The 26,389-nt window shown below is 68.0% G+C and carries 21 protein-coding genes; 13 read left to right on the top strand and 8 right to left on the bottom strand.

The genetic code is table 11. From position 1 onward, the window contains the following. The first annotated feature begins 44 nt into the window (after positions 1–44). From FRZ61_RS25360 to FRZ61_RS25315, 10 genes are all read left to right on the top strand, one after another. Positions 45–1,334, top strand: a complete 1,290-nt coding sequence (locus tag FRZ61_RS25360) for a glycosyltransferase (RefSeq protein ID WP_151120433.1) — start codon at positions 45–47, stop codon at positions 1,332–1,334. Then, the gene (locus tag FRZ61_RS25355) at positions 1,331–2,524 is read left to right on the top strand and encodes a glycosyltransferase family 4 protein (RefSeq protein WP_151120432.1); all 1,194 of its coding nucleotides are present in this window, start codon (positions 1,331–1,333) and stop codon (positions 2,522–2,524) included. Before FRZ61_RS25360 ends, FRZ61_RS25355 begins: the two co-directional genes overlap by 4 nt. A gap of 37 nt (positions 2,525–2,561) precedes the next feature. After that, positions 2,562–3,209 (top strand): histidine phosphatase family protein, encoded by a 648-nt coding sequence (locus tag FRZ61_RS25350; RefSeq protein ID WP_151120431.1) that lies wholly within the window; start codon positions 2,562–2,564, stop codon positions 3,207–3,209. Beyond that, positions 3,209–4,408 carry a glycosyltransferase family protein gene (locus tag FRZ61_RS25345; RefSeq protein WP_151120430.1) on the top strand — a complete coding sequence of 400 codons (1,200 nt, stop codon included), beginning with the start codon at positions 3,209–3,211 and terminating at the stop codon, positions 4,406–4,408. Before FRZ61_RS25350 ends, FRZ61_RS25345 begins: the two co-directional genes overlap by 1 nt. After that, entirely contained in the window at positions 4,405–5,199 is a 795-nt protein-coding gene (locus FRZ61_RS25340) for a polysaccharide deacetylase family protein (protein ID WP_151120429.1), read from the top strand. Before FRZ61_RS25345 ends, FRZ61_RS25340 begins: the two co-directional genes overlap by 4 nt. Beyond that, entirely contained in the window at positions 5,196–5,726 is a 531-nt protein-coding gene (locus tag FRZ61_RS25335) for a hypothetical protein (protein WP_151120428.1), read from the top strand. Before FRZ61_RS25340 ends, FRZ61_RS25335 begins: the two co-directional genes overlap by 4 nt. After that, entirely contained in the window at positions 5,723–7,606 is a 1,884-nt protein-coding gene (locus FRZ61_RS25330; RefSeq protein ID WP_225309003.1) for an ABC transporter ATP-binding protein, read from the top strand. The genes FRZ61_RS25335 and FRZ61_RS25330 overlap by 4 nt, the downstream gene beginning before the upstream one ends. A gap of 61 nt (positions 7,607–7,667) precedes the next feature. Continuing rightward, positions 7,668–9,620 (top strand): ABC transporter substrate-binding protein, encoded by a 1,953-nt coding sequence (locus FRZ61_RS25325; protein WP_151120427.1) that lies wholly within the window; start codon positions 7,668–7,670, stop codon positions 9,618–9,620. Positions 9,621–9,667: 47 nt separating this feature from the next. After that, complete coding sequence (locus FRZ61_RS25320; RefSeq protein ID WP_151120426.1) at positions 9,668–10,666, top strand: ABC transporter permease; 999 nt, start codon at positions 9,668–9,670, stop codon at positions 10,664–10,666. Next, the gene (locus tag FRZ61_RS25315; RefSeq protein WP_151120425.1) at positions 10,663–11,862 is read left to right on the top strand and encodes an ABC transporter permease; all 1,200 of its coding nucleotides are present in this window, start codon (positions 10,663–10,665) and stop codon (positions 11,860–11,862) included. Before FRZ61_RS25320 ends, FRZ61_RS25315 begins: the two co-directional genes overlap by 4 nt. Here the strand turns inward: FRZ61_RS25315 and FRZ61_RS25310 are convergent. Next, complete coding sequence (locus FRZ61_RS25310) at positions 11,853–12,728, bottom strand: class I SAM-dependent methyltransferase (protein ID WP_151120424.1); 876 nt, start codon at positions 12,726–12,728, stop codon at positions 11,853–11,855. The genes FRZ61_RS25315 and FRZ61_RS25310 overlap by 10 nt on opposite strands. Positions 12,729–12,891: 163 nt before the next feature. Then, positions 12,892–13,725 (bottom strand): MBL fold metallo-hydrolase, encoded by an 834-nt coding sequence (locus tag FRZ61_RS25305; protein ID WP_151120423.1) that lies wholly within the window; start codon positions 13,723–13,725, stop codon positions 12,892–12,894. 260 nt (positions 13,726–13,985) lie between these two features. On the opposite strand from FRZ61_RS25305, the gene FRZ61_RS25300 reads away from it, so the two are divergent. After that, the gene (locus FRZ61_RS25300) at positions 13,986–15,221 is read left to right on the top strand and encodes an MFS transporter (RefSeq protein ID WP_151120422.1); all 1,236 of its coding nucleotides are present in this window, start codon (positions 13,986–13,988) and stop codon (positions 15,219–15,221) included. On the opposite strand, the gene FRZ61_RS25295 is transcribed toward FRZ61_RS25300, so the two are convergent. Beyond that, positions 15,203–15,892, bottom strand: a complete 690-nt coding sequence (locus tag FRZ61_RS25295) for a response regulator transcription factor (RefSeq protein WP_151120421.1) — start codon at positions 15,890–15,892, stop codon at positions 15,203–15,205. The genes FRZ61_RS25300 and FRZ61_RS25295 overlap by 19 nt on opposite strands. A 425-nt stretch (positions 15,893–16,317) precedes the next feature. On the opposite strand from FRZ61_RS25295, the gene ribA reads away from it, so the two are divergent. Both ribA and FRZ61_RS25285 read left to right on the top strand, forming a co-directional pair. Next, the gene (gene ribA, locus FRZ61_RS25290) at positions 16,318–17,496 is read left to right on the top strand and encodes a GTP cyclohydrolase II (protein ID WP_151120420.1); all 1,179 of its coding nucleotides are present in this window, start codon (positions 16,318–16,320) and stop codon (positions 17,494–17,496) included. Positions 17,497–17,718: 222 nt separating this feature from the next. Further along, entirely contained in the window at positions 17,719–18,933 is a 1,215-nt protein-coding gene (locus FRZ61_RS25285) for a hypothetical protein (RefSeq protein ID WP_151120419.1), read from the top strand. Positions 18,934–19,134: 201 nt separating this feature from the next. Here FRZ61_RS25285 and FRZ61_RS25280 read toward each other — a convergent pair whose 3' ends face one another. The 5 genes from FRZ61_RS25280 to FRZ61_RS25260 form a co-directional block, all read right to left on the bottom strand. Continuing rightward, complete coding sequence (locus FRZ61_RS25280) at positions 19,135–19,824, bottom strand: YggS family pyridoxal phosphate-dependent enzyme (protein ID WP_225309002.1); 690 nt, start codon at positions 19,822–19,824, stop codon at positions 19,135–19,137. Between the two features lie 269 nt (positions 19,825–20,093). Further along, entirely contained in the window at positions 20,094–21,227 is a 1,134-nt protein-coding gene (locus FRZ61_RS25275; RefSeq protein ID WP_191909204.1) for a porin, read from the bottom strand. A 426-nt stretch (positions 21,228–21,653) separates the two neighbouring features. Then, positions 21,654–22,781, bottom strand: coding sequence for a porin (locus FRZ61_RS25270; RefSeq protein WP_151120417.1), 1,128 nt, complete (start codon positions 22,779–22,781; stop codon positions 21,654–21,656). A gap of 707 nt (positions 22,782–23,488) precedes the next feature. After that, positions 23,489–24,619 (bottom strand): porin, encoded by a 1,131-nt coding sequence (locus FRZ61_RS25265; RefSeq protein ID WP_151120416.1) that lies wholly within the window; start codon positions 24,617–24,619, stop codon positions 23,489–23,491. 527 nt (positions 24,620–25,146) lie between these two features. Next, a complete protein-coding gene (locus FRZ61_RS25260) occupies positions 25,147–26,280 on the bottom strand; it encodes a porin (protein WP_151120415.1) in 1,134 nt (377 codons plus the stop codon). Positions 26,281–26,389 lie beyond the last annotated feature (109 nt).

Here is a 26,389-nt window from a genome sequence, read left to right as displayed (position 1 = left end):
GCCATGATCGCGGGGTCCGGCTGATGGCGAGGCGCTAGAACCCCTTGGCAGACACCGTCGCCTTTCTGCTCAAAGGCTATCCGAGGCTGTCGGAGACCTTCATCGCGCAGGAGATCCGCGCCCTCGAGGAACGAGGGCTCGATATCCGCATCGTCTCGCTGCGCCATCCGACCGACCGCTCCCTCCACCCGGTCCATCGCGAGATTCGCGCGCCGGTGCTTTACCTGCCGGAATATCTCCATCACGAGCCGTGGCGCGTCTGGCGCGCCTGGCGACGGATGCGGCGCCACCCGCGCTATCCGCGGCTGCTGCAGGCCTTCATGGCCGACCTCAGGCGCGATCGCACCCGCAACCGGCTGCGCCGTCTGGGCCAAGCTCTCGTGCTGGCGGCGGAAATGCCGGTGGGGGTAAAACGGCTGCACGCCCATTTCCTCCATACGCCCGCCTCGGTCGCCCGTTATACGGCGCTGCTGCTCGATCTGCCCTGGAGCGGCTCGGCCCACGCCAAGGACATCTGGACCACGCCCGACTGGGAGAAGCGCGAGAAGCTCGCCAGCCTCGACTGGCTCGTGACCTGCACGAGCGAGGGCCGCCAGCATCTGGCCGCCCTGGCGCCGACGCCGTCGAAGGTCACGCTGGTGCATCACGGGCTCGATTTCGACCGCTTCCCGACACCCGCGGCGCGGCGCCAGGAGCGCCGCGACGGCAGCGACGAAGCGCAACCCGTGCGCTTGCTGTCGGTCGGCCGTGCGGTGCCGAAGAAGGGCTATGAGGTGCTGCTGGCGGCGCTGGCGCGGTTGCCACAGGGTCTGGCCTGGCGGCTCGTCCATGTCGGCGGCGGGCCGCTCAAGGAGACGCTGCAGCGCGAGGCGACCCGGCTCGGGCTCGGCGAACGGATCGAGTGGCGCGGCGCGCAACCGCAGGAACGGGTGATCGAGGCCTATGCGGCAGCCGATCTCTTCGTGCTGGCGAGCGTGATCGCCGCCGACGGCGACCGCGACGGCCTGCCCAACGTGCTGATGGAAGCGCTGAGCCAGGGCCTGCCCGTGGTCTCGAGCGCGCTGCCCGGCATCGGCGAGCTGGTGGAGGACGGCGACCAGGGGCTGCTGGTGCCGCCGGGCGATCCGGCGGCCCTGGCGGCCGCCCTGGAGCGGCTGATCCGCGATCCCGAGCGGCGCCATCGGCTGGGCCTTGCGGGCCAAGACCGGGTGCGGCGCGATTTCGACATGACGCAGGGCATCGACTGGCTGAGCCGCCGCTTCGGCCTTGCTCCTTCCCTCGCCGGTGAAACGGCGGCGGCGCCGGCCCGCGCCGCAGCGGGTGCCCGCTCATGAAGGTCGCCTTCTATGCGCCCCTCAAGCCCCCGGGCCATCCGATCCCCTCGGGCGACCGCGCCATGGCACGGCTGCTGATGGCGGCGCTTGCCAAGGGCAATCACGAGGTCGAGCTGGCGAGCCGGCTGCGGTCGCGCGAGGCGGACGGAAATCCCATCCGCCAAGCCGAGATCGCGGCGATGGGCCGGCAGCAGGCCGAGCGGCTGATCCGGCGCTGGCGGGCGCTGCCCGAGGCAGAGCGCCCGAGCCTGTGGCTGACCTACCATCTCTATTACAAGGCGCCCGACTGGATCGGGCCGCGCGTGGCTGACGCGCTGGGCCTCGCCTATGTGGTGGCCGAGGCCTCGCATGCGCCCAAGCGCGCCCAGGGACCCTGGGCCGAGGGCCACGCGGCGGTCGAGGCCGCCATCCGCCGCGCCGACGCGGTGATCGCGCTCAACCCGACCGACATGGCCTGCGTCCGCCCGCTGGTGTCGCCCTCGTCCGACGGCGGCGGCCTCCATCTGATGAAGCCATTTCTCGACGAGAGCCCCTTCCAGGCGGCGATGGCCGCGAGGCTGCGGCACAAGCGCGAGCTCGTGACCGCCTATGGGCTCGATCCCGAGCAGCCCTGGCTCCTGGCGGTGGGCATGATGCGGCCGGGCGACAAGCTTGCCTCCTATCGCGTGCTGGCCGAAGCGCTGGCCGGCGTTCTGGACCGGCGCTGGCAGCTCCTGGTGGTGGGCGACGGGCCCGCCCGCGCCGAGGTCGAAGCGGCGCTGGCCCCGGTGGGTACCGAGCGGCTGCGTTTCGCGGGCGCGCTCGGCGCCGAACGGCTGGCCGCCGCCTATGTCAGCAGCGACCTCATGGTCTGGCCCGCCATCAACGAGGCCTATGGCATGGCGCTCCTGGAGGCGCAGGCCTCGGGGCTGCCGGTGGTGGCCGGCGACAGCGCGGGCGTCGCGTCGATCGTGGCGAGCGGCGCCACCGGCATCCTGACGACGCTGGGCAACGCCGCCGCCTTCGCCCATGCGGTGCGCCTGCTGCTCGACGCGCCGCAACGCGGCCAGCAGATGCGCCAGGCCGCGCTGGCCAAGGTCGCCGCCGACCACCGGCTGGCGGTAGCCGCGACGGCGCTCGACAAGATCCTGACGGCGGCCTCGCTGCGCGCCCAGCGCGAGGCGGGCAGCCGCGCGCTCGCGAGCGCCTGAGCGCCATGTCGTTCCCGCCCGTCATTTCGCTTCCCTCATGACGGCGGCGATCCAGCTCGCGTTGCTGCGGCACGGGCCCACCGCCTGGAATCGCGCGCGACGGCTGCAAGGCCGCAGCGACCAGCCGCTGGACGAGGCGGGTCGCGCACGGGTGCAAGCCTGGCGCTTACCGGCGCCCTGGGCCGCCCGGCCCTGGGTCACGAGCCCCCTCCGGCGCTGCCGCGAGACCGCGGCGCTCCTCGCGGCGAGCCACGCCCATGGGGATGCCATCGCCATCGAGCCCCGCCTCGCCGAGATGAGCCAGGGCCAATGGGAAGGCGAGCGGCTCGCCGATTTGCGCGCGCGGCTGGGCGCAGCGATGGCGGCGCTCGAGGAGCGCGGCCTCGACTACCGGGCGCCCGGCGGCGAATCCCCGCGCGAGGTGCAGCAGCGCCTGGGGCCCTGGCTCGGCGAGATCGCGGCCGCCGGCGACGACCGGCTCGCCATCACCCATCGCGGCGTCATGCGCGCGCTCTACGCGATGGCGGCGCGGTGGGACATGACCGGAAAGCCGCCGGTGAAGCTCCAGCCCGACTGCCTGCAGATATTCGCCATCGCCGCCGACGGCCAGCCCCGGATCGAGCGGCTCAATCTCTCCCTCCTGCCGGCCGAGGCGGCGGCGGATCCTCGGCGCGGGGCCGGCTGATGGCGCCGCGGCTTCTCTTCTATGTGCAGCATCTCCTCGGGGTGGGTCACTTCCGTCGCGCCATGGCGCTGGTGCGCGCCTGCGAGGAAGCCGGCATCGAGGTGACCGTCGCTTCGGGCGGACGGCCGGTCGAGGGCATCGCCCCGGCCGGACGGCTGGTGCAACTGCCGCCCGCGGAAAGCGCCGACGGCCGCTTCTCCACCATCATCGACGAGCGGGGACAGCCGATCGACGATGCCTGGCGCGCGTCACGGCGCGAGGCGCTCTTGGGCCTCTTCGACGCGTGCCGGCCGGATCTGCTGCTGATCGAGCAGTTCCCTTTCGGCCGGCGCGCCTTCCGCTTCGAGCTCCTGCCTTTGCTCGAGGCCGCGCAGGCCCGGCATCCGCGTCCGGTCACGGTCTGCTCCCTGCGCGACGTGCTGGTGATGAAATCCGATCCGCGGCGGCAGGAGGAGATGATCGTGCTGGCGCGGACATATTTCGACCGCGTGCTGGTGCATGGCGATCCCGCGGTCATTCCGCTCGAGGCCAGCTTTCCGGTGGCGTCGGCGCTGGCCGACCGTCTCGCCTATACGGGCTTCGTGGTCGATTCCGCGGCGCAAGGCACGATCGCCGGCGCGGACACGCCGGTGAGCGACGAGATCCTGGTCTCGGCCGGCGGCGGTGCCGTGGGACGCCCGCTGATCGAAGCGGCGCTCGCGGCGCGGCCGTTGACGCGCTGGCGCGACAAACCCTGGCGGATCGTGACCGGTCCCGGCATGGCCGAGCGCGACCTCGACGCCTTGCGGCTGTCCTTGCCTGCAGGCGTTCAGCTGGATCGTGTGCGGGCGGACCTGCCGGCGCTGTTCGCCCGTTGCCACCTTTCCATCTCGCAGGCCGGTTATAATACCGTCATGGAACTCCTCAGCGTCCGGGCCCGCGCGCTCGTCGTGCCCTTTGCCGAAGCCAGCGAGACGGAGCAGACCCTGCGGGCGCGCCGGCTGGCGGCGATGAAGCTGATCCACCTGGTCGAGGGCGAGGCGCTGGCGCCCGCTTCCTTCGCGGCGGCGATCGACCGGGCCGCGGCGGCAAGCCGGCCGGTGATGACGCTGCGTTTCGATGGTGGGGCGCAAAGCGCGCGGATGCTGCGGGCTCTGGCCGGGCCGCACGCCCCGGGCCTGGCGACCGACGGCAAAGCATCCGGGGGCCGGCGGGCATGAGCAGCTGGGCGGCGCTCAGGACCGAGCTCGATCGCTGGGCGGATGCCGGCCTGCGCGCCGATTTCTGGTGGCGCGACGACGATGCGGTCGAACCCTCGCCGGCCCTCGACCGGCTCCTGGCACTGCGGTCCTCGCGCGACCTGCCGCTGGCGCTCGCGGTGATTCCGGCGCCGGCAGGCCGCGCCCTGGCCGGCCGGCTGCGCGCCGAAACCGGTCTCAAGGTGCTGCAGCATGGTTATGCGCACCACAATCACGCCCCCGACGGCGACAAGACGATCGAGCTGGGTTCCCACCGGCCCGTGGCGAAAGTCATGGCCGAGCTCAGGGTGGGCCGGCGCAAGCTCGAGGAGCTGTTCGGCCGGCAGTTCATCGCGGTGATGGTGCCGCCCTGGAACCGGATCGACGACACCGTGATCGCGGCCCTGGCGCGCGCGGATTATCGCGGCCTGTCGGTCTTCGGCGCGCGCGCCCATCGTTTCGCGGCGGGCCGGATGCTGCAGAGCAACGTCCATCTCGACGTCATGAACTGGACGACCCGGCGGTTCCTGGGCGCAAGGCCCATCCTGAAACGTGCCGTTCTCCATTTGCACCTGCGGCGCAGCGGCGAGGCCGACCGACGCGAGCCGACCGGCCTCATGACACATCATCTGGCCCACGACCGGGCCGGCTGGGATTTCATCGCGCGCTTTCTTGATGAAACCGGGGGCCATCCGGCCGCCCGCTGGGTCGGCAGCGGCATCGCCTTCCGCGGGCCTGCGAAGGCCGACCCCGGCCATGGCAGGGCCGCGTGACGGTGCTGCGGTATCAGGGCCGCCGGCTCATCGGCGACTATCTGCGCGGCGGCCTCGGCCTCGCGGGCTCGATCGCGGCCTGGCTGCTCCTGCCCTCGGCACCACAGGTTCACATTCTTATCGGCGGATTGACGCTCCTCTTTCTCCTGTTCACGATAAGGACGGTGTGGCGGCAAGCCGTCCGTATCGAGCTGTCCGATCAGGCCCTCACTATGACCTCGCCCCGGTCGGTGATTTTCAGTAAGGAAACAGTGGCATGGCGCGATCTCGTGTCGGTTAAGCTTCGTTACTACTCGACCCGCCGCAACCGCAAGAATGGATGGTTCACGATGCATCTCGCCGGGCCCACGGCACGCATCGCTTTCGATTCCGATCTCGATGGCTTCGAGGACATGACGCGGCGCGCGGCACTCGCGGTGCGCGACAACGGCATCGCGATCGACGACACCACGCGCGCCAATCTCGAAGCCCTCGGCTTTGCCGGCGGGCCTTCCTGGCGCGACGCCCGCGACGGTGTCGAGCCGTGACCGATCTTCTCTCGATCAAGGACCTTTCGGTCTCCTTCATGCTGCCGGGCGGCGTGGTTCACGCCGTGCGCGGCGTCTCCCTGCGGGTTCCGCAAGGCGGCTCGGTGGCGCTGGTGGGCGAATCCGGCTCGGGCAAGACGGTCATCAGCCAGGCCATCATGGGCATCCTGCCCGGCTCCGCCCGGATCACCGGCGGCGAGATCCTGTTCGCCGATCCGGCCAAGGGAGGCGCCGTCACCGACATCGCGAAACTGTCGCCCCGGGGCTCCCAGTTCCGCGAGCTGCGCGGCGGACGCATCTCGATCATCTTCCAGGAGCCGATGAGCTCGCTCTCGCCGCTCCACACGATCGGCAACCAGATCTGCGAAGCGCTGCATCTGCACCGCAAGGTGGACGCGGCCACCGGCAAGGAGCTGGTGATCGAGATGCTGCGGCTGGTGCGCTTCCCCGATCCCAAGCGGGCCTACGACACCTATCCGTTCGAGCTCTCCGGGGGCCTGCGCCAGCGGGCGATGATCGCGATGGCGCTGATCTGCCGGCCGGCGCTCCTGATCGCCGACGAGCCGACCACCGCGCTCGACGTCACCATCCAGGCGCAGATCCTGAAGCTGATCCGCGACCTCCAGCAGGAGCTGGGGATGGCGCTCCTGATGATCACCCACGATCTCGGCGTCGTCGCCAACATGGCCGAGGAAGTGGTGGTCATGTATCACGGCCAGATCATGGAAAGCGGCATGCTGGCCGACATCTTCGCCAACCCGCAGCATCCCTATCTGAAGGCGCTCCTGCGCGCCGTGCCGCGCTTCCACATGGCGCCGGGCGAGAGGCTGGTGCCGATCCGCGAGATCGCGACGGCGGACGCCCGGCTGCTCAGGGGCCGCAAGGACTGGCCCGCGGAAGCGGTCGCGGCGGGACCGCTGCTCTCGGTCGAGCATCTGAGCAAGAGCTATCATCGCCGCCAGGGCGCGCTGGCGGGCCGGAGCGACAAGATCCTCGCGGTCGACGATGTGAGCTTCGAGATCGCGCGCGGCGAGTGCCTGGGGCTGGTGGGCGAAAGCGGCTGCGGCAAGACCACCGTCAGCAAGATGATCATGCGCGCCATCACGCCCGACAGCGGCAAGATCACCTTCAACGATTTCGGCAAGCGGCTCGACGTGCTGGGCCTCAGGGGCGAGGCGCTGTTCAAGTATCGGCGCAAGATCCAGTTCGTGTTCCAGGATCCCTACGGCTCGCTCAACCCGCGCATGACGGTGTTCGACATCATCAGCGAGCCGCTCGTGGTCCATGGCGTGGGCAACGATCGCAGCCGCGCGGAGGCGGTGAAGGAGCTGATGCAGCTGGTGGGGCTCGATGTCCGCCACCTCAAGCGCTATCCGCACAGCTTCTCCGGCGGCCAGCGCCAGCGCATCGGCATCGCCCGCGCGCTGGCGCTCCAGCCCGATCTCCTGATCTGCGACGAGCCGGTCTCGGCCCTCGACGTCTCGATCCAGGCCCAGATCCTCAACCTGCTGAAGGACCTGCAGCAGAAGCTGGGCCTCACCTATCTCTTCATCTCGCACAACCTGGCGGTGGTGGACTATATCGCCGACCGGATCGCCGTGATGTGCGCCGGGCGGCTGGTCGAGCTGGCGCCCTCCTCGACCCTGTTCCGCAACCCGATCCATCCCTACACCAAGGCGCTGCTCTCGGCGGTGCCCGAGCCCGACCCGCGCTATCCGCTCGATTTCCAGAAGCTCACCGCCGAGCGCCATTCGGTGCCCTCGGCCTGGCCGGCACCCTTCACCATCGACGAGGGGAACCACCCTTCGTTGATCGAGGTGGCGCCCGGCCATTTCCTGCGTGCAGCCGAGGCGGCCAGCGCGCTTAAATTCGCGTCCTGAGGCAGATCCGATGCGGCCGATCCCTTCATCGTCCCTTTCGCCGGCGCCAGACCTCGCGACGATGCCGGCACGCGCGCGCCTCTTGCGATGGGCGAGGCGCGGCGTCCTGACGGCGCTCGCGGTCCTCCTGGCCGGATCGATCCAGAGCGGCGGCGCCCAGGCCCAGCAGGCCTATTCGGATTCGCCCTGGTTCGCCGACAAGATCGCCTCGGGCGACCTGCCGCCGGTGAACCAGCGGCTGCCCGAGGATCCCGCGGTCGCCAACATGAGCGAGGCCGGGCGCTATGGCGGCGATCTCACCATGCTGATGGGGTCCGCCAAGGACACCCGCATGATGGTGGTCTATAGCTATGCGCGCCTCGTGGGCTACGACCGCGACTTCAAGATCGTCGCCGACATCGCCGAATCCTACGATGTCGAGGACGGACGCATCTTCACCTTCCACCTGCGCAAGGGGATGAAGTGGTCCGACGGCAAACCCTTCGATGCGGAGGATTTCCGCTACTGGTGGGAGGACGTCGCCAACAACCAGGAACTGTCGCCCACGGGTCCGCCCTCGGTCCTGAGCGTGGATGGCGAGTGGCCCAAGGTCGAGTTCCCGGACAAATACACCGTCCGCTACAGCTGGTCGAAGCCCAATGCCGACTTCCTGCCGGCGCTGGCGGGCACGACGCCGCTCTATATCTACCGCCCCAGCCATTACCTGAAGAAGTTCCACGTCAAATACGCGGACGCCGCGGATCTGGCGCAGAAGGTCCAGGAGGCGCAGCAGCCGAGCTGGGCCGCCCTGCATAACCGCAGGGACAACATGTACAAGAACGACAACCCCAAGCAGCCCACGCTCGATCCCTGGATGCTGGTGACCAAGCCGCCGGCGGAGCGCTTCGTGTTCGAGCGCAATCCCTACTACTACCGGGTCGATCCGCGCGGCCGCCAGCTGCCTTATGTCGATCGCGTGATCTTCGACATCGTCGACAGCAAGCTGATCCCGGCCAAGGTCGGCGCCGGCGAGACGACCTTGCAGTCGCGCAACCTGCGCTTCGACAACTACACCTTCCTCAAGGACGGCGAGACGCGCGGCAATTACCGCGTGCGGCTCTGGACCAACGGCATGGGCTCGCAGGTGGCGCTCTACCCCAACCTCAATTGCAACGATCCGGTCTGGCGCGACGTGCTGCGCGACGTGCGGTTCCGGCGCGCGCTCTCGCTCGGGATCGACCGGCACGAGATCAACCAGGTGATCTATTACGGCCTGGCCAAGGAAAGCGCCAACATGGTGCTGCCGCAGAGCCCGCTCTACAACGAGACCTACGCCAATGCCTGGGCCAGCCTCGACATCGCGCAGGCCAACGCCCTGCTCGACGAGATGGGCCTCGACAAGCGCGACGAGGACGGCGTCCGGCTGCTGCCGGACGGGCGCACCGTCGACATCCTGGTGGAGAGCGCCGGCGAGAGCACCGAGGAATCGGACGTGCTCGAGCTGATCCGCGACAGCTGGGCCCAGCTCGGCATCCGGCTCTATGTGAAGCCCTCGCAGCGCGAGGTCTTCCGCAACCGCATCTTCGCCGGCGACAATGTCATGGCGGTCTGGACCGGGCTCGACAACGGCATTCCCACGCCCGACGTGGCGCCGCTCGAATTCGCACCGACCAGCCAGCAGCAGCTGCAATGGCCGAAATGGGGCCAGTTCCGCGAGACCATGAGCGGCTCGGGCGAGGCCGCCGACATGCCGGTCGCCAAGCAGCTGCTCGATTTGCTGCAGAAGTGGCGCGAATCCGCGACCGACGAGGAGCGCACGGCGATCTGGGAGCAGATGCTGCAGATCTACAGCGACCAGGTGTTCGTGATCGGCACCGTCAACAGCGTGCCGCAGCCGGTGGTGGCGAAGAACTTCCTGCACAATCTGCCGGACACGGCCGTCTATAACTGGGAGCCGGGCGCGCAGCTCGGCGTCTACAAGCCCGATACCTTCTGGCTCGACGAGAAGGCGACCCAGACGGCCGCCGCCAACTGAGGCGCCCTTTCGAACGAACCATTTCCCCGCCGATCACCCGAGGCCCGATGTTCTCCTATCTGCTCCGCCGCCTGATCGTGATGGTGCCGACGCTGCTGGTCATCAGCTTCCTGGTCTTCGCCATCATCCAGGCCCCGCCCGGCGACTATCTCTCGACCTACATCGCCGAGCTGCAAAGCCAGGGCGAGGCGGTCGACCAGCAGAAGATCGATTTCCTGCGCCACCAGTACGGCCTCGACCGTCCCTTCCTGGTGCAGTACGCGGTCTGGGTCGGCAATCTGGTGCAAGGCGACCTGGGTTACTCCTTCGAATACGGGATGCCGGTGAACCAGGTGGTGGGCGACCGCCTGGCGCTGACCATCGTGGTGTCGGTCGCGACCATCATCTTCATCTGGGTCGTCTCCTTCCCGATCGGAATCTATTCGGCGGTCCGGCAATACAGCCTCGGCGACTATGCGCTGACCTTCCTCGGCTTCCTGGGGCTGGCAACGCCGAGCTTCCTCCTGGCGCTGGTGCTGCTCTATTTCGCCAACGTGAAGTTCGGCATCTCGATCGGCGGGCTGATGGATCCGAGCTATGCCGACGCGCCCTGGAGCTGGGCCAAGGCCAGGTCGGTGCTGGCGCATCTGTGGGTGCCGGTGATCGTGATCGGCACCAGCGGCACCGCCGGCATGATCCGCCGCCTGCGCGCCAACCTGCTCGACGAGCTGCAGAAGCAATATGTCGTGACCGGCCGTGCCAAGGGCCTGTCGCCGACCAGGCTCTTGTGGAAATACCCGCTGCGCATGGCGATCAACCCCTTCATCGCCGATATCGGCAGCCTGCTGCCCGAGGTCGTGTCGGGCGCGGTGATCGTGTCGGTGGTGCTGTCGCTGCCGACGACGGGTCCCATGCTGCTCGATGCGCTGCGCAGCCAGGACATGTATCTGGCGGGCTCGTTCCTGATGTTCCTCGCCCTCTTGACCGTGGTGGGCATGTTCCTTTCGGATCTGGCGCTGGCCGTGCTCGATCCGCGCATCCGGCTGGGGGCCGCCGCATCCAAATGACGCCACCGTCCGACATCGCGGCGCCCGCCGCGTCCGCGCCCGCCCGCCTGCCCCTGCAGCACCGGGTCTCGACCGCGCCGTTCGATCCCTATTCGGTCGAACGGATGAGCAGCGAGCAGGAACGCTACTACCTGGCCTCGCAGTGGAAGATGATGTGGTGGAAGTTCCGCCGCCATCGCTTGGCCGTGATCTCGGGCGCCTTCCTCGTCCTCTGCTATTTCGTGATCCTGATCTCCGAGTTCCTGTCGCCCTACGCACTCCATTCCCGGCATGTCGATTTCATCTATGCGCCGCCGCAACGCATCCATTTCTTCGACCAGGGCCGGTTCGTGGGACCTTTCGTCTATGGGCTCGACTACCGGCTCAACATGCAGAACCTGAAGCGCGAATACAGCGAGGACACCGGCAAGGTCGAGCCGATCCGCTTCTTCTGCAAGAGCGAGAGCTATCGCTTCTGGGGCCTGTTCGAATCGCGCGTTCACCTGATCTGCCCCGCCGAAGGCGGCACCATGTTCCTGCTCGGCACCGACCGGCTGGGGCGCGATCTCCTGTCGCGCATCACCTACGGCGCGCGCATCTCGCTGACGATCGGCCTGATCGGCGTCGCGGTGAGCTTCTTCCTGGGTCTCGGCCTCGGCGGCATCGCCGGCTATTACGGCGGCTGGGTCGATTCCGCGGTCTCGCGCCTGATCGAGATCGTGCGCTCGGTGCCGCATGTCCCGCTCTGGCTGGCGCTGTCAGCGATCATGCCGGTGACCTGGAGCCCGATCCTGGTCTTCTTCGGCATCACGCTCATCCTCGGCCTGCTCGATTGGACCGGGCTGGCGCGGGCCGTGCGCTCGAAGCTCCTGGCCTTGCGCGAGGAGGATTTCTGCCTCGCGGCCGAGCTGATGGGGGCGAGGCCGCGGCGCATCATCTGGCGCCATCTGATCCCGAGCTTCATGAGCCATCTGATCGCCTCGGCCACGCTGGCGATCCCCTCCATGATCCTGGGCGAGACGGCCCTGAGCTTCCTGGGGCTGGGCTTGCGGCCGCCGATCACGAGCTGGGGCGTGCTGCTCAACGAATCGCAGAACATCAACGTCGTGGCGCTCTATCCCTGGCTGATGTTCCCGGTGCTGCCGGTGATCCTGGTGGTGCTGGCGTTCAACTTCCTGGGCGACGGGCTCAGGGACGCGGCCGACCCCTACAAGTAGGTCCGCTGGCCGCGACCGCGGCGCTCGAGCCAGAGTCCCGTCTCGCGGGCACCCGGCAGGAGCGGCAGGCCCGCCGCCGCGGATTGGGCGACGGCCGGCGCCATCCGCGTCACGGCCCAGTGGCTCGAGAAGAGCGGCTGCCAGGCCCCGCTGCCCAGCAGCGCCGCCACGCCTGCCTGCTCGTTGTAGCCGCGCCAGGCCCAATCGGCCGGATAGTCGTCGGGCAGCATCATGTCGTGGATATGGATCAGCGTGCCGGGCTTGAGGCGCGGCAGCACGGTCGAGAGCAGGAAATCCACATCCGTGCCCGGCATCAGGATGTGGCTCGAATCGATCATCAGCAGATCGCCGGGCGCCAGCGTCTCGAAGGGCGCCGGCCCGCATTGCGGCACCGGCTCGCGGACCAGGCGGATCGGCAGGCGGGCGATGTCGGCCCGCGGCGCCGGATCGATCGCGGTGATCGCGGTCTCGAGCCCGCCATCGGCCACGGCGCGCGCCACGAACCGCGTCGAATGGCCGGATCCGACCTCGACGATGCGGCGCGGGCGAAAGCGCCGGACCAGCGCGTAGGCCATCGCCGCGTCGAGCCGGGGGAACCAGTCCTGGTCGAAGCGCGGCGCGCCCGGCTCGCGGTTCGCGACGATGCGCTGGAAGTCGCCCTCATGGTCGGCCAGCACCGCCAGCGCCTCGGCGAAGATGTCGGCATAATCGGCGAAGAGCTGGCCGACGGCCGGATAGAGATCGCTGCCGCCGCCGGGCGCCACGCTCTCGGCATAGCGATAGGGGATGAAGAAGCCGCGCCGCGCGAAGCCCAGGATCGTCGGCAGCCCGAGCGCCAAGCGCCGCCAGGTGGGGCGCGAGATCATCGCCCATCCCCTCCCCCCTTGCGGGGGAGGGTTGGGGAGGGGGAAGTCTCGATGGGAGAAGCGCTGCAAGGTCTTTGTTGCGACGACCGCGTCAGTCCCCTCCCGGCCCTCCCCCTCGAGGAGGGAGGGGAAAGAGACGAGGCACCTTCTGCAATCACGAAGTTCACGGCCGGAGCGTCAGGCCTTCGCGTGCGACCACCGTGCCGGGGCGCATCTTCTCCGCCGCCTCGGCGATCCGGTCCATGATCGTGTCGTCATGGCTGGGATCGTGGTGGAAGATCACCAGCCGCTTGGCGTTCGCGGCTTCGGCGAGGCGCACACCCTCTTGCCAGGTGGAATGGCCCCAGCCGGCGAAGCGCGGATATTCCTCGTCGGTGTAGGTGGAATCGTAGATCACGATGTCGGCGTCGCGGATCAGCTTGAGGATGCCCTGATCCGGACCCTCCTTCTTATGCTCCGTATCGGTGACGTAGCAGATCGAGTGCCCGTCGAACTCGACGCGGTAGCCGGTCGCGTGATTGGGATGATTGAGGGAGGCGGTCGCGAGCCGGACGCCGGCGCGTGGCTCGAAGCTCTCGCCGGCGCGGAAATCGAGGAAGCTGGTCTGCGCGGCGAAGATCTCCGGCGGCACCGGAAAGAGCGGCGCCGCCATCATCTTCCCCATCACATCCTTCAGCGTGCGGTCGGGCAGAAGATGGCCCGCCCACAGCCGGACCTTGTTCTGCGCGTTGAAGAGCGAGCCGAAGAAGGGAATGCCGACGATATGGTCGAAATGGCTGTGCGACAGGAACAGGTCGAGATCGACCGGCTCCTCGGGCTTCAAGGCGGCACCGAGCGCGCGGATGCCGGTGCCGCCGTCAAAGACGAGGATATGCTTGCCGCAACGAATCTCGACGCAGGAGGTGTTGCCGCCATAGCGTTCGAATTCGTGGCCAGCGCAGGCGATGCTCCCCCGGACCCCCCAGAACCTGACGTAGAAATCTTCGGCTTGGGCCACCTTGCCCACCTCCACGCGCCATTGCCGCCGCCCCCGTCAACCAACCAGAAAGCCCGACAGCGCTCAAGCCGGAAACCGAGAAAGCAACACTGGCCGCATGGTTAAGCGGCGGTTGGCCCGGTGCCCGGCTCCGGGGGCTCTTGCCTCGGACCGGCGAGGGCGGCTATGGCTCCCCCGTCAATCCCGACTTTGCTCTCGCCGATCGGGCGCCGCGCCGGCCTCTTGTCCCGTTCCGGCCCGACCAGAGGAAGCCGTCACCCGTGAATGCCACAGAAGCGGTCCGGCGCGATTCCCGCAGCGATACGGACTGGGCCGGCGTCGTGTTCGGCGTCGCTTTCGCCTCGCTCGTCGCCTACCAGCAGTTCAAGCTGCCGCCCGTGCTGCCGATGCTGCTCGAGCGCTATGGCTATGACCGCATGCTCGCCGGCAGCTTCATGTCGGTCTATGCGGTGGCGGGGCTGCTCTTTTCCGTTCCGGCCGGCCGCTGGCTGGCACGTCACGGGGCGCTCCGCGGCATCACCATCGCCGCCCTCGTCATGATCGCCGGCAACCTGCTCTCGCTCCTGCTGCCGGCGCAGGGCTGGCTGATGCTGGCGGGCCGCGCCCTCGAAGGCTTCTCCTTCGCGATCGGCGCCATTCTGGGACCCGCCATCGCTGGCCGCTGCGCCAGCGCCCGCCATCGTCATTTCGCCATGGCGCTGGCGTCGGCCTGGATCCCCATCGGGCAGATCGCGGCCGGGCTCGGCGCCCCGCTGGCGCTGCGCGCGGATCACTGGCAATGGCTCTGGTATGGCGGCATCGCCGTGACCGGCCTGCTCTGGCTGTGGGGCGCCGCCCTCGACCGCCGTCACGCCTTCGGGCATGGCCAGACCGGGCGCGGCATGGTCGAGCCCCCGCTCTCTTCGCACGAGCGCCGCGGGCTTCTGATCGGCGCCGGAATCTTCCTGCTCTGGTCGGGCCAGTATTACGCCTACATGACCTGGCTGCCGCAATATCTGGTCGAGGCGCGCTCGCTGGGACCGGTCGCCGCCGTGTTCGGCTATCTGCTGCCGGTGGTGGTGCTGATGGGCTTCAACGTCATCACCGGCGAGATCCTGCGCCGCGGCATGGGCGTCACGCTGTTGCTGCTGATCGGGGTCGCCTCGCAGGCCATCAACTGGTGGCTGACGCCGCTGGCGCGCTCGGACGAGGCCGGCATCGCGCTGCTGGTCTTCTACGGCATCGGGGCCGGGGTCACGCCCACCTGCCTCTTCGCGCTGCCCGGCGCCGTGCTCGGGCGCGTCGCCGGCCCCCACGCCTTCGCCATCATCATGACCGGCCGGAATGTCGGCGTGCTGCTGGGCCCGATCCTGCTGGCGCTGCTGCAGCAAGGCCATGGCGGCTGGGATGCGGTCTCGCCGATCCTCGCCATCGTCACCAGCATCGCGACCTTGGGCGCGCTGCTGCTCTATCTCGACGGCCGGCGCAGGACCGTCCTTCAGGGCACCAGGCGATAGCCGCCGGGCTCGGTGATCAGGAGCTCGGCCTGCGAGGGATTCTTCTCGATCTTCTGGCGCAGGCGATAGACATGCGTCTCGAGCGTATGGGTGGTGACGCCGGCATTGTAGCCCCAGACCTCGCCCAAGAGCGTCTCGCGGCTGACCGGCTGCTCGCCCGCGCGGTAGAGATAGCGCAGGATCGAGGTCTCTTTCTCGGTGAGGCGGATCTTCTTGCCGGTGGCCTCGTTGAGCAGCAGCTTCGAGGCGGGCCGGAAGAGATAGGGCCCGATCGCGAAGCTCGCATTCTCGCTCTGCTCGTGCTGGCGCAGCTGCGCGCGAATGCGTGCGAGCAGAACCGCCAGCTTGAAGGGCTTGGTCACATAGTCGTTGGCGCCGGATTCGAGCCCCAGGATGGTATCGGCATCGCTGTCCGCGCCGGTGAGCATGATGACCGGGGATTTGACGCCGGCGCGGCGCATCAGGCGGCAGAGCTCGCGCCCGTCCATGTCGGGCAGGCCGACATCGAGGAGCACGAGATCGAAGCTGTCCTCCTTGCTGGATTTGAGAGCGGCATCGGCGGCGCCCGCCTCGACGATGTCGAACTCCTCATGCAGCGTCAGCTGCTCGCTGAGCGAGCGGCGCAGCGCCTCGTCGTCATCCACCAGGAGAATTTTACGCCGCGGCTTCATGATGTCTTTCGAATCCACCCCTGCCTTGGAACCCGGGCCGCAGCGACGCGCCGCGCCCGCGGGTCTCGATCGCCGGTGCCCAGCCCCCGACCGGATCCCGACCTCGATCCTGCGCCAGTAAACGGGAGACGGGCCTCCCTCTCAAGTCGGGCAGCGGCGCGTTTGTCCCCGTTTCGCTCCCGGTTGCCCCGCGACCCGGGCGCTCAATATCACCGCCGGGCCCGTCCCCGCAAGCCGGCCCGGGCTGGCGAGAGCCGGCCGGGCTGATTACAGACAATTGATTTGACGAGGTTTATTCGAATCTGCCAGCGGACACCGCGCCGCCTTGACCCCGAGGCCCCAGGGCGGCCTAATGCCGGCCCTAATCCGGATCGAAAGCTTTCCTTCGGCGGCCTTTCGCGGGGGCGCCTGCTAGAGTTGAGTTCATGACCGAACCCGTCCTTGACCAGAGCCGGAACGCGGCGGCGTCCGAATTGTCGGCCGCCGCGGCGATCGCCGTCGATCGCGCCACCACGGAGTTTCGCCGCGGGCAGCCGGTGCTCATCCTGGGACCCCAGGCGGCCTGCCTCGCGGCCGCGGCCGAGACCGTGGCCCTCGCGGGCTTGCGTCGGTTGCGCCAGGCGGGGCCGGCGCTGCTGGTCCTGACCGGACGGCGCGCCGCCGTGCTGGGCCTGGCCGCGAGCCAAGGGGTGCCGACCCCGGCCAATCTCGAAGCGCCGAACGAGCGGCCCTTCCTGGTCAGCCTGCCGGCGGGCGCGGATGCCGAAGCCGTGCTTCGTCTGGCCGATCCGACCGCGGTGACGGCGGCTTTGGCGCCGGACCTGCCGCCACCGCCCTTCCCGGACGAGCTGGCGGCCGCCTCGATCCATCTGGCCAAGCTCGCGCGCCTGCTGCCCGCGGCCGTGGTGTCCGCCCTGCCCCCGCGCAGCGCCGAGGAGCATCTGCGCATGGCCGCAGCCGAAGGGATCCTGGCGGTCTGGGCCGGGGACGTGGCCGCCTACGAGACCACGGCCGCCGTCACGCTGCAGCCGGTGGGCGAGGCGCGCGTGCCAATGGAAGGAGCCGAGGATGCGCGCATCGTGGCCTTCCGGCCCAGCGACGGCTCGACCGAGCATCTCGCCATCATCATCGGCCAGCCCGACCCCGCCAAGCCGGCCCTGGCCCGGCTTCATTCCGAATGTTTCACCGGCGATCTGCTGGGCTCGCTGCGCTGCGATTGCGGCGAGCAGCTGCGCGGTGCCATCGCCGAGATCGAGCGCCAGGGCGGCGGCATCCTGCTCTATCTCGCCCAGGAAGGCCGTGGCATCGGGCTGGTGAACAAGCTGCGCGCCTACCGGTTGCAGGACCAGGGCGCGGATACGGCCGACGCCAACGAGCAGTTGGGATTCGAGGCCGACGAGCGGATTTATCTCGCGGCGGCCGAGATGCTGCGCCGCCTGGGCTTCAAGACCGTCCGGCTGATGACCAACAACCCGGACAAGGTCGCGGGCCTCGAGCGCCTCGGGATCGCGGTGGCCGAGCGCGTGCCGCTGGTGATCCCCGCCAACCGCTTCAATCGCGACTACCTCACCACCAAGGCCCGCAAGTTCGGCCACATGTTCTAGCGCGGCCGGCATCGGCCCGCGGGGTCGGGCCGATGCGCCCTGCTCTGCACGCGGCAATATTTGCCCAGGGTTGCGGCGGCCGGTGCCGGAATTCCCGCCCGGGCCTGGCGGCAGGACAGGCAACCCGTTGAAAAGGCGCGTTTCGAAATCGGTCCCGTGAGGCCGGCGACGCCGATCGGCCTGGCATCGATCCTGCATTGAAGGAGCCCAAAGGGCCCCTTCATGCCGGTCGAGCTCGACTCTCCATTCCGACTCCAGACCCCCGTCCACCCGCGCTACGGCAGCACGACGAAGCCGGCCGCGACGGGAACGGGCGGCTTCGCTGCGACCTTGGCGGCGGCATCCGCCGGCAGCCCGCCCGCCGCCGATCCCGCCGCGATGACGACGGCGGCCGGGACGCCGGCCGCCGACGCGACCGCATCCGACGAGCAGGGCGGTCCCGATCCCAGCTTCATGGATCCGCATGAGCGCACCGTCGCCTTCACGCGGCGCGATTGGAAGCCGCAGGCCGACAGCAAGGATTTCCATCCGTTTGGCGATGACGGCTTCACCATCGACGACGTGGTCGACGTCATCAATCCGCTGCAGCACATCCCGGTCGTCAGCAGCGTCTATCGATGGCTCACGGGCGACACGATCTCGCCGGCCTCCGAGCTCGCGGGCGGCGCGCTCTATGGCGGCGTTGTCGGGCTCGCCTCCGCCGCGGGCACGCTCATGCTCGATGCCGTCACCGGCGGCGCTGCCGATCAACAGGTGATGGTGGCGCTGCTGGGCCCCTCGCCCTTTGCCGATGCCCCGGCCGACACAGCCGCGGCCCCCGACCTGGCGAGCACGGAAACCGCCGCACCGGCCGCGACCGAGATCGCGCAGGCGCCGACAAGCGATGCCGGCATGCCCGCAAGCCGCGGTGCCGGGATGGCCAGCGCCGCGATCGAGGCCTCGGCGCCCGACGCCTTGCAGGAGATTCCCGAGGGACTGGTCGAGACCCTGTCGCAAGCGCCCAATGCGGCCCGGGCGCCCGCCGATGCGGCCTTGCCGCCCGCCGCCACGGCCCAGCCGGCCAGCTCGGCCCAGCCTCAGGTGATCGGCGCCGGCAGCGTGACGGACTCGTTGCCGGTGGTGCTGCCGCAGACCGCGGCCGCGAGCGCACGCGTGACCGAGGCGCCGAGCGCCGCCGCCGCCGCCGACCCGGCCTTGCAACCGGCGCGCACCCTGAAGCCGCTGCCGCCGCCCTTACCGGCCGGCTTCACCGTCCGCAATCCGGCGCCGATCGACACGCAGGGCCTGGGGCGCTCGCTGGGGCCCGCCAACCTGAAGCCGGTCGATACCGCGAATGTGCCGGCCGCGATGTCGCGGGCACTCGACAGCTATCGCAAGATGATGCAGGAACGCAGTCGGGAAGCGGTCCCCGTGCCGGGACTCGACTTCCAGAGCTGAGGGGGACACTCGTGATCCATCGCACCAGGATTCGCTTGCGCGCGAGCTCGCGTTCCCGGCTCGCCGGCCGGCGCCGGGTCGGCACGCGGCGCAGCGCCTTGCGGGCTTCCCTGGCGACGGGGATCGTCGCCCCGCGTCCGCCCGCCTCGCCGGCGCCATCCCTCCTGAACTGATCGCTCGCCGTCCGCGGCAGGGCAGCGCTCACGCCGCGCGCGGGCGCTCCCCGAAGATCGCCGTGCCGACGCGGACATGGGTCGCGCCGAAACGGATGGCGATCTCGAAATCGCCGCTCATCCCCATGCTGATCGCCGGAAGCCCGTGCTGGCGCGCAAGCTGAGCCAGCAGCGCGAAATGCGGCGCCGGCTCTTCATCGACCGGCGGAATGCACATGAGGCCTTCGACCGGCAGGGCCAGCTCGTCGCGGCACAGCGCGATGAAGGCGGGTGCCGCTTCCGGCAGGATGCCGGCCTTCTGCTCCTCCGCGCCGGTATTGACCTGGATATAGAGCCGGGGCAACCGCCGGCCCTTGTCACGTTCGGCGACGAGGGCGCGGGCGAGCTTCTCGCGGTCGAGCGTTTCGATGACATCGAAGAGCGCCACGGCGTCGGCGACCTTGTTGGTCTGCAGCGGTCCGATCAGATGCAGCTCGAGCCCGGGATAGCGGTGGCGCAGCGCCGGCCATTTGCCCTGGGCCTCCTGCACCCGGTTCTCGCCGAAAAGCCGCTGCCCGGCCGCCAGGGCCTCGAGGCAGGCCTCGGCGTCATGGGTCTTGCTGACGGCGACCAGATGGACGCCGGCCGCGGGTCGCGAGGCCGCCTTGGCGGCGGCGGTGATTCGGGCCTGGATCTGCTCGAGGCGCGAAGCAATGGACAAGGCGGGCGCCTCGGTCATGGCGGTACTCACGGGCGGCCCTGAAGGGGAATATCGGCGGCGAGCGGGCCGGTGCCGCCGTCCGGGCGCTTCATAGCATGGCGCCCAAACGAAGGGGAGCCACCGGCCCCCCGGCCGATGGCTCCCCCAAGATCGCGGTACCCCCGACTGTCGATCGCCCAGGTGCCGCGACAGAGCCGCGCAACGAACGTCGCACGTCACGCCCTTGTCGGCGGCGGACCCAGGGGGTGACCCCCCAGGCCCGCCGATCCGAGAGATCGGTCGTTCGATCAGAAGCCGATATTGAAGCCCACACCCATTTCCCAGGTGTGGTCGTCGCCATCGGAATTCGCATCGTTGATGTACTGGTGATAGCCAGCCATCGCCTCCAGGTCGATGCCCGGAGCGAGATCGTAGCGGCCGGTGAACTCGACGATATCGAGCGTGTCGACATTGTCCTCGGACGCGAACTCGTAGCTGCCGTGAGAGTAGGCGAGACCGACGGTCCAGGCGTCCCAGTTGTAGGTGACACCGCCGCCCGCGACCCACTTGTCAACATCGTCCGTGGCGGTCGTGTTGCGATAGTTGGCCTGGTAGGAGCCGGCGCCACCGATGGTGAAGCCCGAGAAGCTGACGATCAGGTGGCCGCGCACGGTCCAGCTGGTGTCGTCCTGGCCGCCCAGGGTGTTTTCCCACTGACCTTCACCGGCGCCGACACCGGCAACCAGCTTCGTGCCGTTGAAGTCATGGGTGAAGTTCAACGCGGCGGCGAACACGTTCTGGATCTGGCCGGTATCCTGCGAGGAGGTGGTGCCGCCCGGACCCGACCAGTAGGAGTAGGTGTCCTCACCGCGGCGATCCGGCGCGAAGGACACCGCGAAGTTGAAGCCCGCGAAGGTCGGGCTGAAATAGAGGATCTTCGTGGCGTCGCCGGTCAGCTTCATGACGGTGGTGTTCGTCTGAAGGGCCGACGCGCCGCCGACCTTGCTGTTCGCGAACTCGATATGCGGCGAGTCCACGCCGAACAGGCCGTTCGAGGCCGACGGGATCAGGTAGCCGAGCTGTTCGTAGGCTTCGTCGTCGTCGCCGAAGCGGACCTGGCCCCAGCCGCCCTTGAAATAGGCCCAGACCTCGTCGATCTGGTCGTCGGACTGCTGGCCTTCCATCTCGATGCGGGCGCCGACGGTGAGGCCGTTGTCGAGCGTGGTCTCGCCCTTGAAGTGAACTTCGACGTCCTGGCGGAAGACGACGTTGCGGGTGTGGTTGCCCGGTTCGCCGGTGTCGTCGTCCTGGCTCAGAATCAAGCCAGCCGCGCCCTGATAGTAGCCGCCGAGGCCGAGTTGGATGCCCTGCGCCGCGTGGGCGACGCTGGTGAGCGAAGCGGCTGCGACCATGGCTGTCGAGCCGAGCAGAATCTTCTTCATCGTGATACTTCCCCTAGATTTGATACCGGCCGTCAGAACAGCCGGCGGGCCCTCAATCTTGTGCGTCCCACCTCGGCCGATTTGCCCCATCCGCTTCATTAACGGCGTTAGGACCGAGGTGAACGTCGCTTTAGGGTTATCGCGGGCCGGCGCGGGCTGAGCAAATTAAGCTTGGATGACAGCGCCAGCGCGCGACACACTGTTGCTCGTTGGCAACATTGGACGTAACCCTATCGTCATAATCGAGGGGGTGCAATTTAGAGTTGCTTACGTCTAGAGGTTGTCCAGGGCGACAGGATGTCGCCGAACGGGCCGGCCGGCTATAACGCTCCAGCCGGCAGATTGGTCAGCCAAATTGACAAAAAAGAAGAGGGGCGGCTTTCGCCGCCCCTCCGGGACGCCGGTACCCCAAGGCTTCCGCCGGGTTCAGAACCCGATATAGAAGCCCACGCCAGCCTCCCAGGTCTTGTCGTCCTGATGGCCGGTATCGCCGGCATTCATGTCGTTATAGCCGACCATGCCATCGAGCGAGATACCGGGGCCCAGATCGTAGCGGCCGGTGAACTCGACGATGTCGATCTTGTCGTCGTCGTTCGAGGGCGTGTACTCGTAGTCGCCGTGCGACCAGGCGAGACCGACCGTCCAGGCATCCCAATTGTAGGTCGCGCCGATGCCCGCCACCCAGTAATCGGTGCCGGCCGAGCTCTGCCAGTTGTCCCGATACATGCCGCTGCCGCCGATGGTGAAGCCCGAGAAGCTCACATCGAGATGGCCGTTCACGCCCCAGGTGGTGTCCACGTTGGCGCCGGAGGCCTTGGTCTCCCACTGGCCTTCGGCGAAGCCCACACCGGTGGCGAGGCTGACACCGTTGAAGTCATGGTCGAAGTTCAGGGCCGCCGCGAAGACGTTCTGAACCTGGCCGGTATTGTTGCTGTTGGTCGTGCCGCCCGGACCCGACCAGTAGGAATAGGTGTCCTCGCCGCGGCGATCCGGCGCGAAGGAGGCCGCGAAGGAGAAGCCGGCGAAGGTCGGGCTGAAATAGATGATCTTCGTCGCATCGCTCGAGATGTCCATCAAGGTGCTGTTCGTCTGGAACACGCCGTTGGTGAACCCGCCATGGTTGTTGGCGAACTCGAAATAAGGCGTGTCGACACCGAAGATGTTGGAGGCCGAAGGGATGATGTATCCCAGCTGCTCCGTCGCGTCGTCGTCGTCGCCGAATCTGAGCTCGCCCCAGCCGCCCTTGAAATAGGCCCAGACCTCGTCGATCTGGTCGGTGGACTGCTGGCCCTCGAGCTCGACGCGGGCACCGACGGTGAGACCGTTATCGAGCGTGGTCTCGCCCTTGAAGTGGATCTCGACATCCTGACGAAAGACGATGTCGCGGGTGTGATCACCCGGATCGCCGTTGCCGTCGCTCTGGTCGAACAGAAGGCCGGCAGCGGCGGCATAGTAGCCGCCGATGCCCAGCTGGACTCCCTGGGCGGCTTCGGCGTGACTCGCAACCAGACCGGCAGCAACCAGCGCCGTTGTTCCGAGCAGAACATTCTTCATAACAGTGGGCTCCTATCATTGGAGGTTCGAGACGCGTCTGCACGCCCTCGTCCTCGTTGCGGCCCCGCGATCGCGATTACCCCCTGGTCTCTCCGGGACACAGCCCATTGAGGTTGCGGCATGAGAGAAAGGGATCACGTTAGCTGGCCAAAATTGAATCCACCCACCGCGCAAGACCATCTCGCCCGCGGCCCGATCGGGTCAAGTTAACTACCCGGAAAGGCTCCATTTGCCGCCGGCTGTTGCGGCCGGATCACACGCTTTCCATCGGTTCATGAACGCTTGCTCAGATTGCGAGGCCATGCACGCGCCGGTTGTGCCTTATGCAATCGGAGATTGAGTGCCTTGATCGCTTGCGGCAGAGGGGGAAATCGAGGCATTCGCGTTCAGGGCCGGCACGGATCACCGCATGAACGGCGAGAGCCTGCTCATGGGGGTTCGTTCACCCGCGTTCTGCGATCGCGATGCGTGAATTGCCTCGAGGTGACTCGAGGCGAGTCTCTCTTTGCGGCCGGGTTTCACATCTCGCCGCTTCGCTCGAGACGCGGCGGTTCGGCTCTTCCGGAGAGAGGCCGACAGGGCGCAATGGAACGGCGCGTGGCGCGGACGCTTCCGGTGCCGCCTCGCGATGGGACAAAAGAGGACAAAAGAAAAGAGGGGCGGCCTGGGCCGCCCCTCCGGGATCCGAACGTCGGAAGCTGTCGGGATCAGAAGCCGATGAAGAAGCCCACACCGGTCTCCCAGGTGTCGTTGTCGTTGTTGCCGGTGTTGTCGCCGGCATTCAGCGTGTTGTAGCCGATCATCGCGTCGAGCGAGATGCCGGGGCCCAGATCGTAGCGGCCCGTGATCTGCACGATGTCGATCGTGTCCGACGAGCTGCCGCTGTACCAGTATTCGTAGTCGCCGTGCGAATACGAGAGACCGACCGTCCAGGCATCCCAGTTGTAGGTGACGCCCGCGCCGGCGGTCCACAGATCGGCGCCGCTGGCGCTGTAGAAGTTGTTCTGGTAACGGCCGGCGCCGCCGATCGTGAAGCCCGAGAAGCTGACGATCAGGTGGCCGTCCACGCCCCAGGTCGTATCGACGTTGGTGCTGCCGCCGGTGTTCTCGTACTGGCCTTCGGCGAAGCCGATGCCGGCGGCAAGGCTGACGCCGTTGAAGTCCTGGTCGAAGTTCAAGGCCGCCGAGAAGACGTTCTGGATGCCGAAATCGTTGCTGTAGGTCGTGCCGCCCGGGCCCGACCAATAGGAGTAGCTGTCCTCGGCGCCGGTGTCCGGTGCGTAGGAGACCGCGAAGGAGAAGCCCGCGAAGGTCGGGCTGAAATACATGATCTTCGTGGCGTCGCCCGAGATGTCGAGCACGGTGCTGTTGGTCTGGTTGAAACCGTTCGTGAAGCCGCCATGGTTGTTCGAGAACTCGAAATAGGGCGTGTCGACGCCGAAATCGTTCGAGGCGTTCGGGATCAGATAATGCAGCTGCTCGCTGGCGTCGTCGTCGTCGCCGAAGCGCAACGAACCCCAGCCGCCCTGGAAGTAGGCCCAGACCTCGTCGATCTGGTCTTCGGACTGTTGGCCTTCGAGCTCGATCCGCGCGCCGACCTGCAGGCCGTTGTCGAGCGTGGTCTCGCCCTGGAAATAGACCTCCACATCCTGGCGGAAGACGACATTGCGGGTGTGCTGCCCCGGATCGCCGGTGCCGTCGTCCTGGCTGAGGATCAGGCCGGCCGCGGCCGCGTAATAGCCGCCGATGCCGAGTTGGACGCCTTGCGCAGCCTGGGCCTGGCTCACGGCGAGCCCGGCCGCGACCAGCGCGGTCGTGCCGAGAAGAACATGTTTCATGACAGTCGGCTTCCCCTTCTTGGAATGGCGACCGAAGGCACTGGACGGCTTCGGTCTCTGATGCCGGCTGTAACCTGCCTCTCTCCGTTCCCTTGCCTTTGAGCTCCCTGGCTCAAGGCCCCCCGGAACGGAGCTTTGCTCGAGCGATCGTTACGCCGGCGGATGAATGATGGTCGCGCCGGCGGGAACATACCCACCGGTTGCACGATCATGTCCGCGAAGCGTTTCGGTCAAGCTAACTGCCCCTTATGCCGATGTTTTTCTGCCCACCGTGGCCGTCGGGACACAGAACGGTTCAGGGTTCACCGGCATTGGCTCATGCTGGGCGTCTGGTGCCTGCAATAGGGCGTGGCCGCCGGGAGGTGTGCGTTACGGAAAGAAACCGGGGCTGGCCCAAAGCCGCCGCCGCGAACGCCCTGAAAGAATGGGGGCGGCGCGAGCGAGCGCCCCGGCCGCGGCCGCCAAGAAAAAGAGGGGCGGCTTTCGCCGCCCCTCCGGGCTCTGGCCCCCAAAAAGGCTTCCCGGGTTCAGAACCCGATATAGAAGCCCACGCCAGCTTCCCAAGTGTCGTCGTCCTGATTGCCGGTGTTGCCGCCGGCATTCAGCGTGTTGTAGCCCACCATGGCATCGAGCGAGATGCCCGGGCCGAGGTCGTAGCGGCCGGTCAGCTGCACGATGTCGATCGTGTCCGACGAGCTGCCGCTGTACCAGTACTCGTAGTCGCCATGCGACCAGGAGAGGCCCACCGTCCAGGCATCCCAGTTGTAGGTACCGCCGATACCGGCGACCCACAGATCGGCGCCGCTGGCGCTGTAGAAGTTGTTCTGGTAACGGCCCGCGCCGCCGATGGTGAAGCCCGAGAAGCTGACGATCAGGTGACCGTCCACGCCCCAGGTCGTATCGACGTTCGTGACACCGCCCGTCTGCTCGTACTGGCCTTCGGCGAAACCGAGGCCGGCGGCGAGGCTGACGCCGTTGAAGTCATGGTCGAAGTTCAGGGCCGCCGCGAAGACGTTCTGAACCTGGCCGGTGTTGTTGCTGTTGGTCGTGCCGCCCGGGCCCGACCAGTAGGAGTAGGTGTCCTCACCGCGGCGATCCGGCGCGAACGAGGCCGCGAAGGAGAAGCCGGCGAAGGTCGGGCTGAAGTAGATGATCTTCGTGGCGTCGCTCGAGATGTTCAGCACGGTGCTGTTCGTCTGATTGAAGCCGTTGGTGAAGCCACCGTGGTTGTTCGAGAACTCGAAGAACGGCGTATCGACGCCGAACGCGTTCGAGGCATTCGGGATCAGGTAGTGCAGCTGCTCGGTGGCGTCGTCGTCGTCACCGAAGCGGATCTGACCCCAGCCGCCCTTGAAGTACGCCCAGACCTCGTCGATCTGGTCGGTGGACTGCTGGCCCTCGAGCTCGATGCGCGCGCCGACGGTGAGACCGTTATCGAGCGTGGTCTCGCCCTTGAAGTGCACCTCGACGTCCTGACGGAAGACGACATCGCGGGTGTGCTGCCCCGGATCGCCGGTGCCGTCGTCCTGGCTGAAGATCAGGCCGGCAGCGGCCGTGTAGTAACCGCCGATGCCGAGCTGAACGCCCTGCGCGGCCTGGGCATTACCTGCCACAAGCCCGGCGGCGACCAACGCCGTCGTACCGAGTAGAAGATGTTTCATGACAGTCGGTTCCTATTCTTAGAGTTGCTGCCGAAGGCGCTAGCCACCTTCGGTCCCCGATGCCGGCTGCAACCTGCCCCTGCTCGTCCTTCTGCCTTCAAGCCCCCTA

The organism is Hypericibacter adhaerens, from assembly GCF_008728835.1.
Lineage (GTDB): Bacteria > Pseudomonadota > Alphaproteobacteria > Dongiales > Dongiaceae > Hypericibacter > Hypericibacter adhaerens.
This window is presented reverse-complemented; position numbering and strand designations above follow the sequence as displayed.

Excerpts from the sequence above, each read along its gene's own strand:
- FRZ61_RS25345 (WP_151120430.1), top strand. The coding sequence starts at position 3,209 with ATGGCGCCGCGGCTTCTCTTCTATGTGCAGCATCTCCTCGGGGTGGGT.
- FRZ61_RS25340 (WP_151120429.1), top strand. The coding sequence starts at position 4,405 with ATGAGCAGCTGGGCGGCGCTCAGGACCGAGCTCGATCGCTGGGCGGAT.
- FRZ61_RS25280 (WP_225309002.1), bottom strand. The coding sequence starts at position 19,824 with ATGACCGAGGCGCCCGCCTTGTCCATTGCTTCGCGCCTCGAGCAGATC.
- FRZ61_RS25350 (WP_151120431.1), top strand. The coding sequence starts at position 2,562 with ATGACGGCGGCGATCCAGCTCGCGTTGCTGCGGCACGGGCCCACCGCC.
- ribA (WP_151120420.1), top strand. The coding sequence starts at position 16,318 with ATGACCGAACCCGTCCTTGACCAGAGCCGGAACGCGGCGGCGTCCGAA.
- FRZ61_RS25265 (WP_151120416.1), bottom strand. The coding sequence starts at position 24,619 with ATGAAACATGTTCTTCTCGGCACGACCGCGCTGGTCGCGGCCGGGCTC.
- FRZ61_RS25270 (WP_151120417.1), bottom strand. The coding sequence starts at position 22,781 with ATGAAGAATGTTCTGCTCGGAACAACGGCGCTGGTTGCTGCCGGTCTG.
- FRZ61_RS25275 (WP_191909204.1), bottom strand. The coding sequence starts at position 21,227 with ATGAAGAAGATTCTGCTCGGCTCGACAGCCATGGTCGCAGCCGCTTCG.
- FRZ61_RS25325 (WP_151120427.1), top strand. The coding sequence starts at position 7,668 with ATGCCGGCACGCGCGCGCCTCTTGCGATGGGCGAGGCGCGGCGTCCTG.
- FRZ61_RS25260 (WP_151120415.1), bottom strand. The coding sequence starts at position 26,280 with ATGAAACATCTTCTACTCGGTACGACGGCGTTGGTCGCCGCCGGGCTT.
- FRZ61_RS25285 (WP_151120419.1), top strand. The coding sequence starts at position 17,719 with ATGCCGGTCGAGCTCGACTCTCCATTCCGACTCCAGACCCCCGTCCAC.
- FRZ61_RS25355 (WP_151120432.1), top strand. The coding sequence starts at position 1,331 with ATGAAGGTCGCCTTCTATGCGCCCCTCAAGCCCCCGGGCCATCCGATC.
- FRZ61_RS25295 (WP_151120421.1), bottom strand. The coding sequence starts at position 15,892 with ATGAAGCCGCGGCGTAAAATTCTCCTGGTGGATGACGACGAGGCGCTG.
- FRZ61_RS25320 (WP_151120426.1), top strand. The coding sequence starts at position 9,668 with ATGTTCTCCTATCTGCTCCGCCGCCTGATCGTGATGGTGCCGACGCTG.
- FRZ61_RS25310 (WP_151120424.1), bottom strand. The coding sequence starts at position 12,728 with ATGATCTCGCGCCCCACCTGGCGGCGCTTGGCGCTCGGGCTGCCGACG.
- FRZ61_RS25315 (WP_151120425.1), top strand. The coding sequence starts at position 10,663 with ATGACGCCACCGTCCGACATCGCGGCGCCCGCCGCGTCCGCGCCCGCC.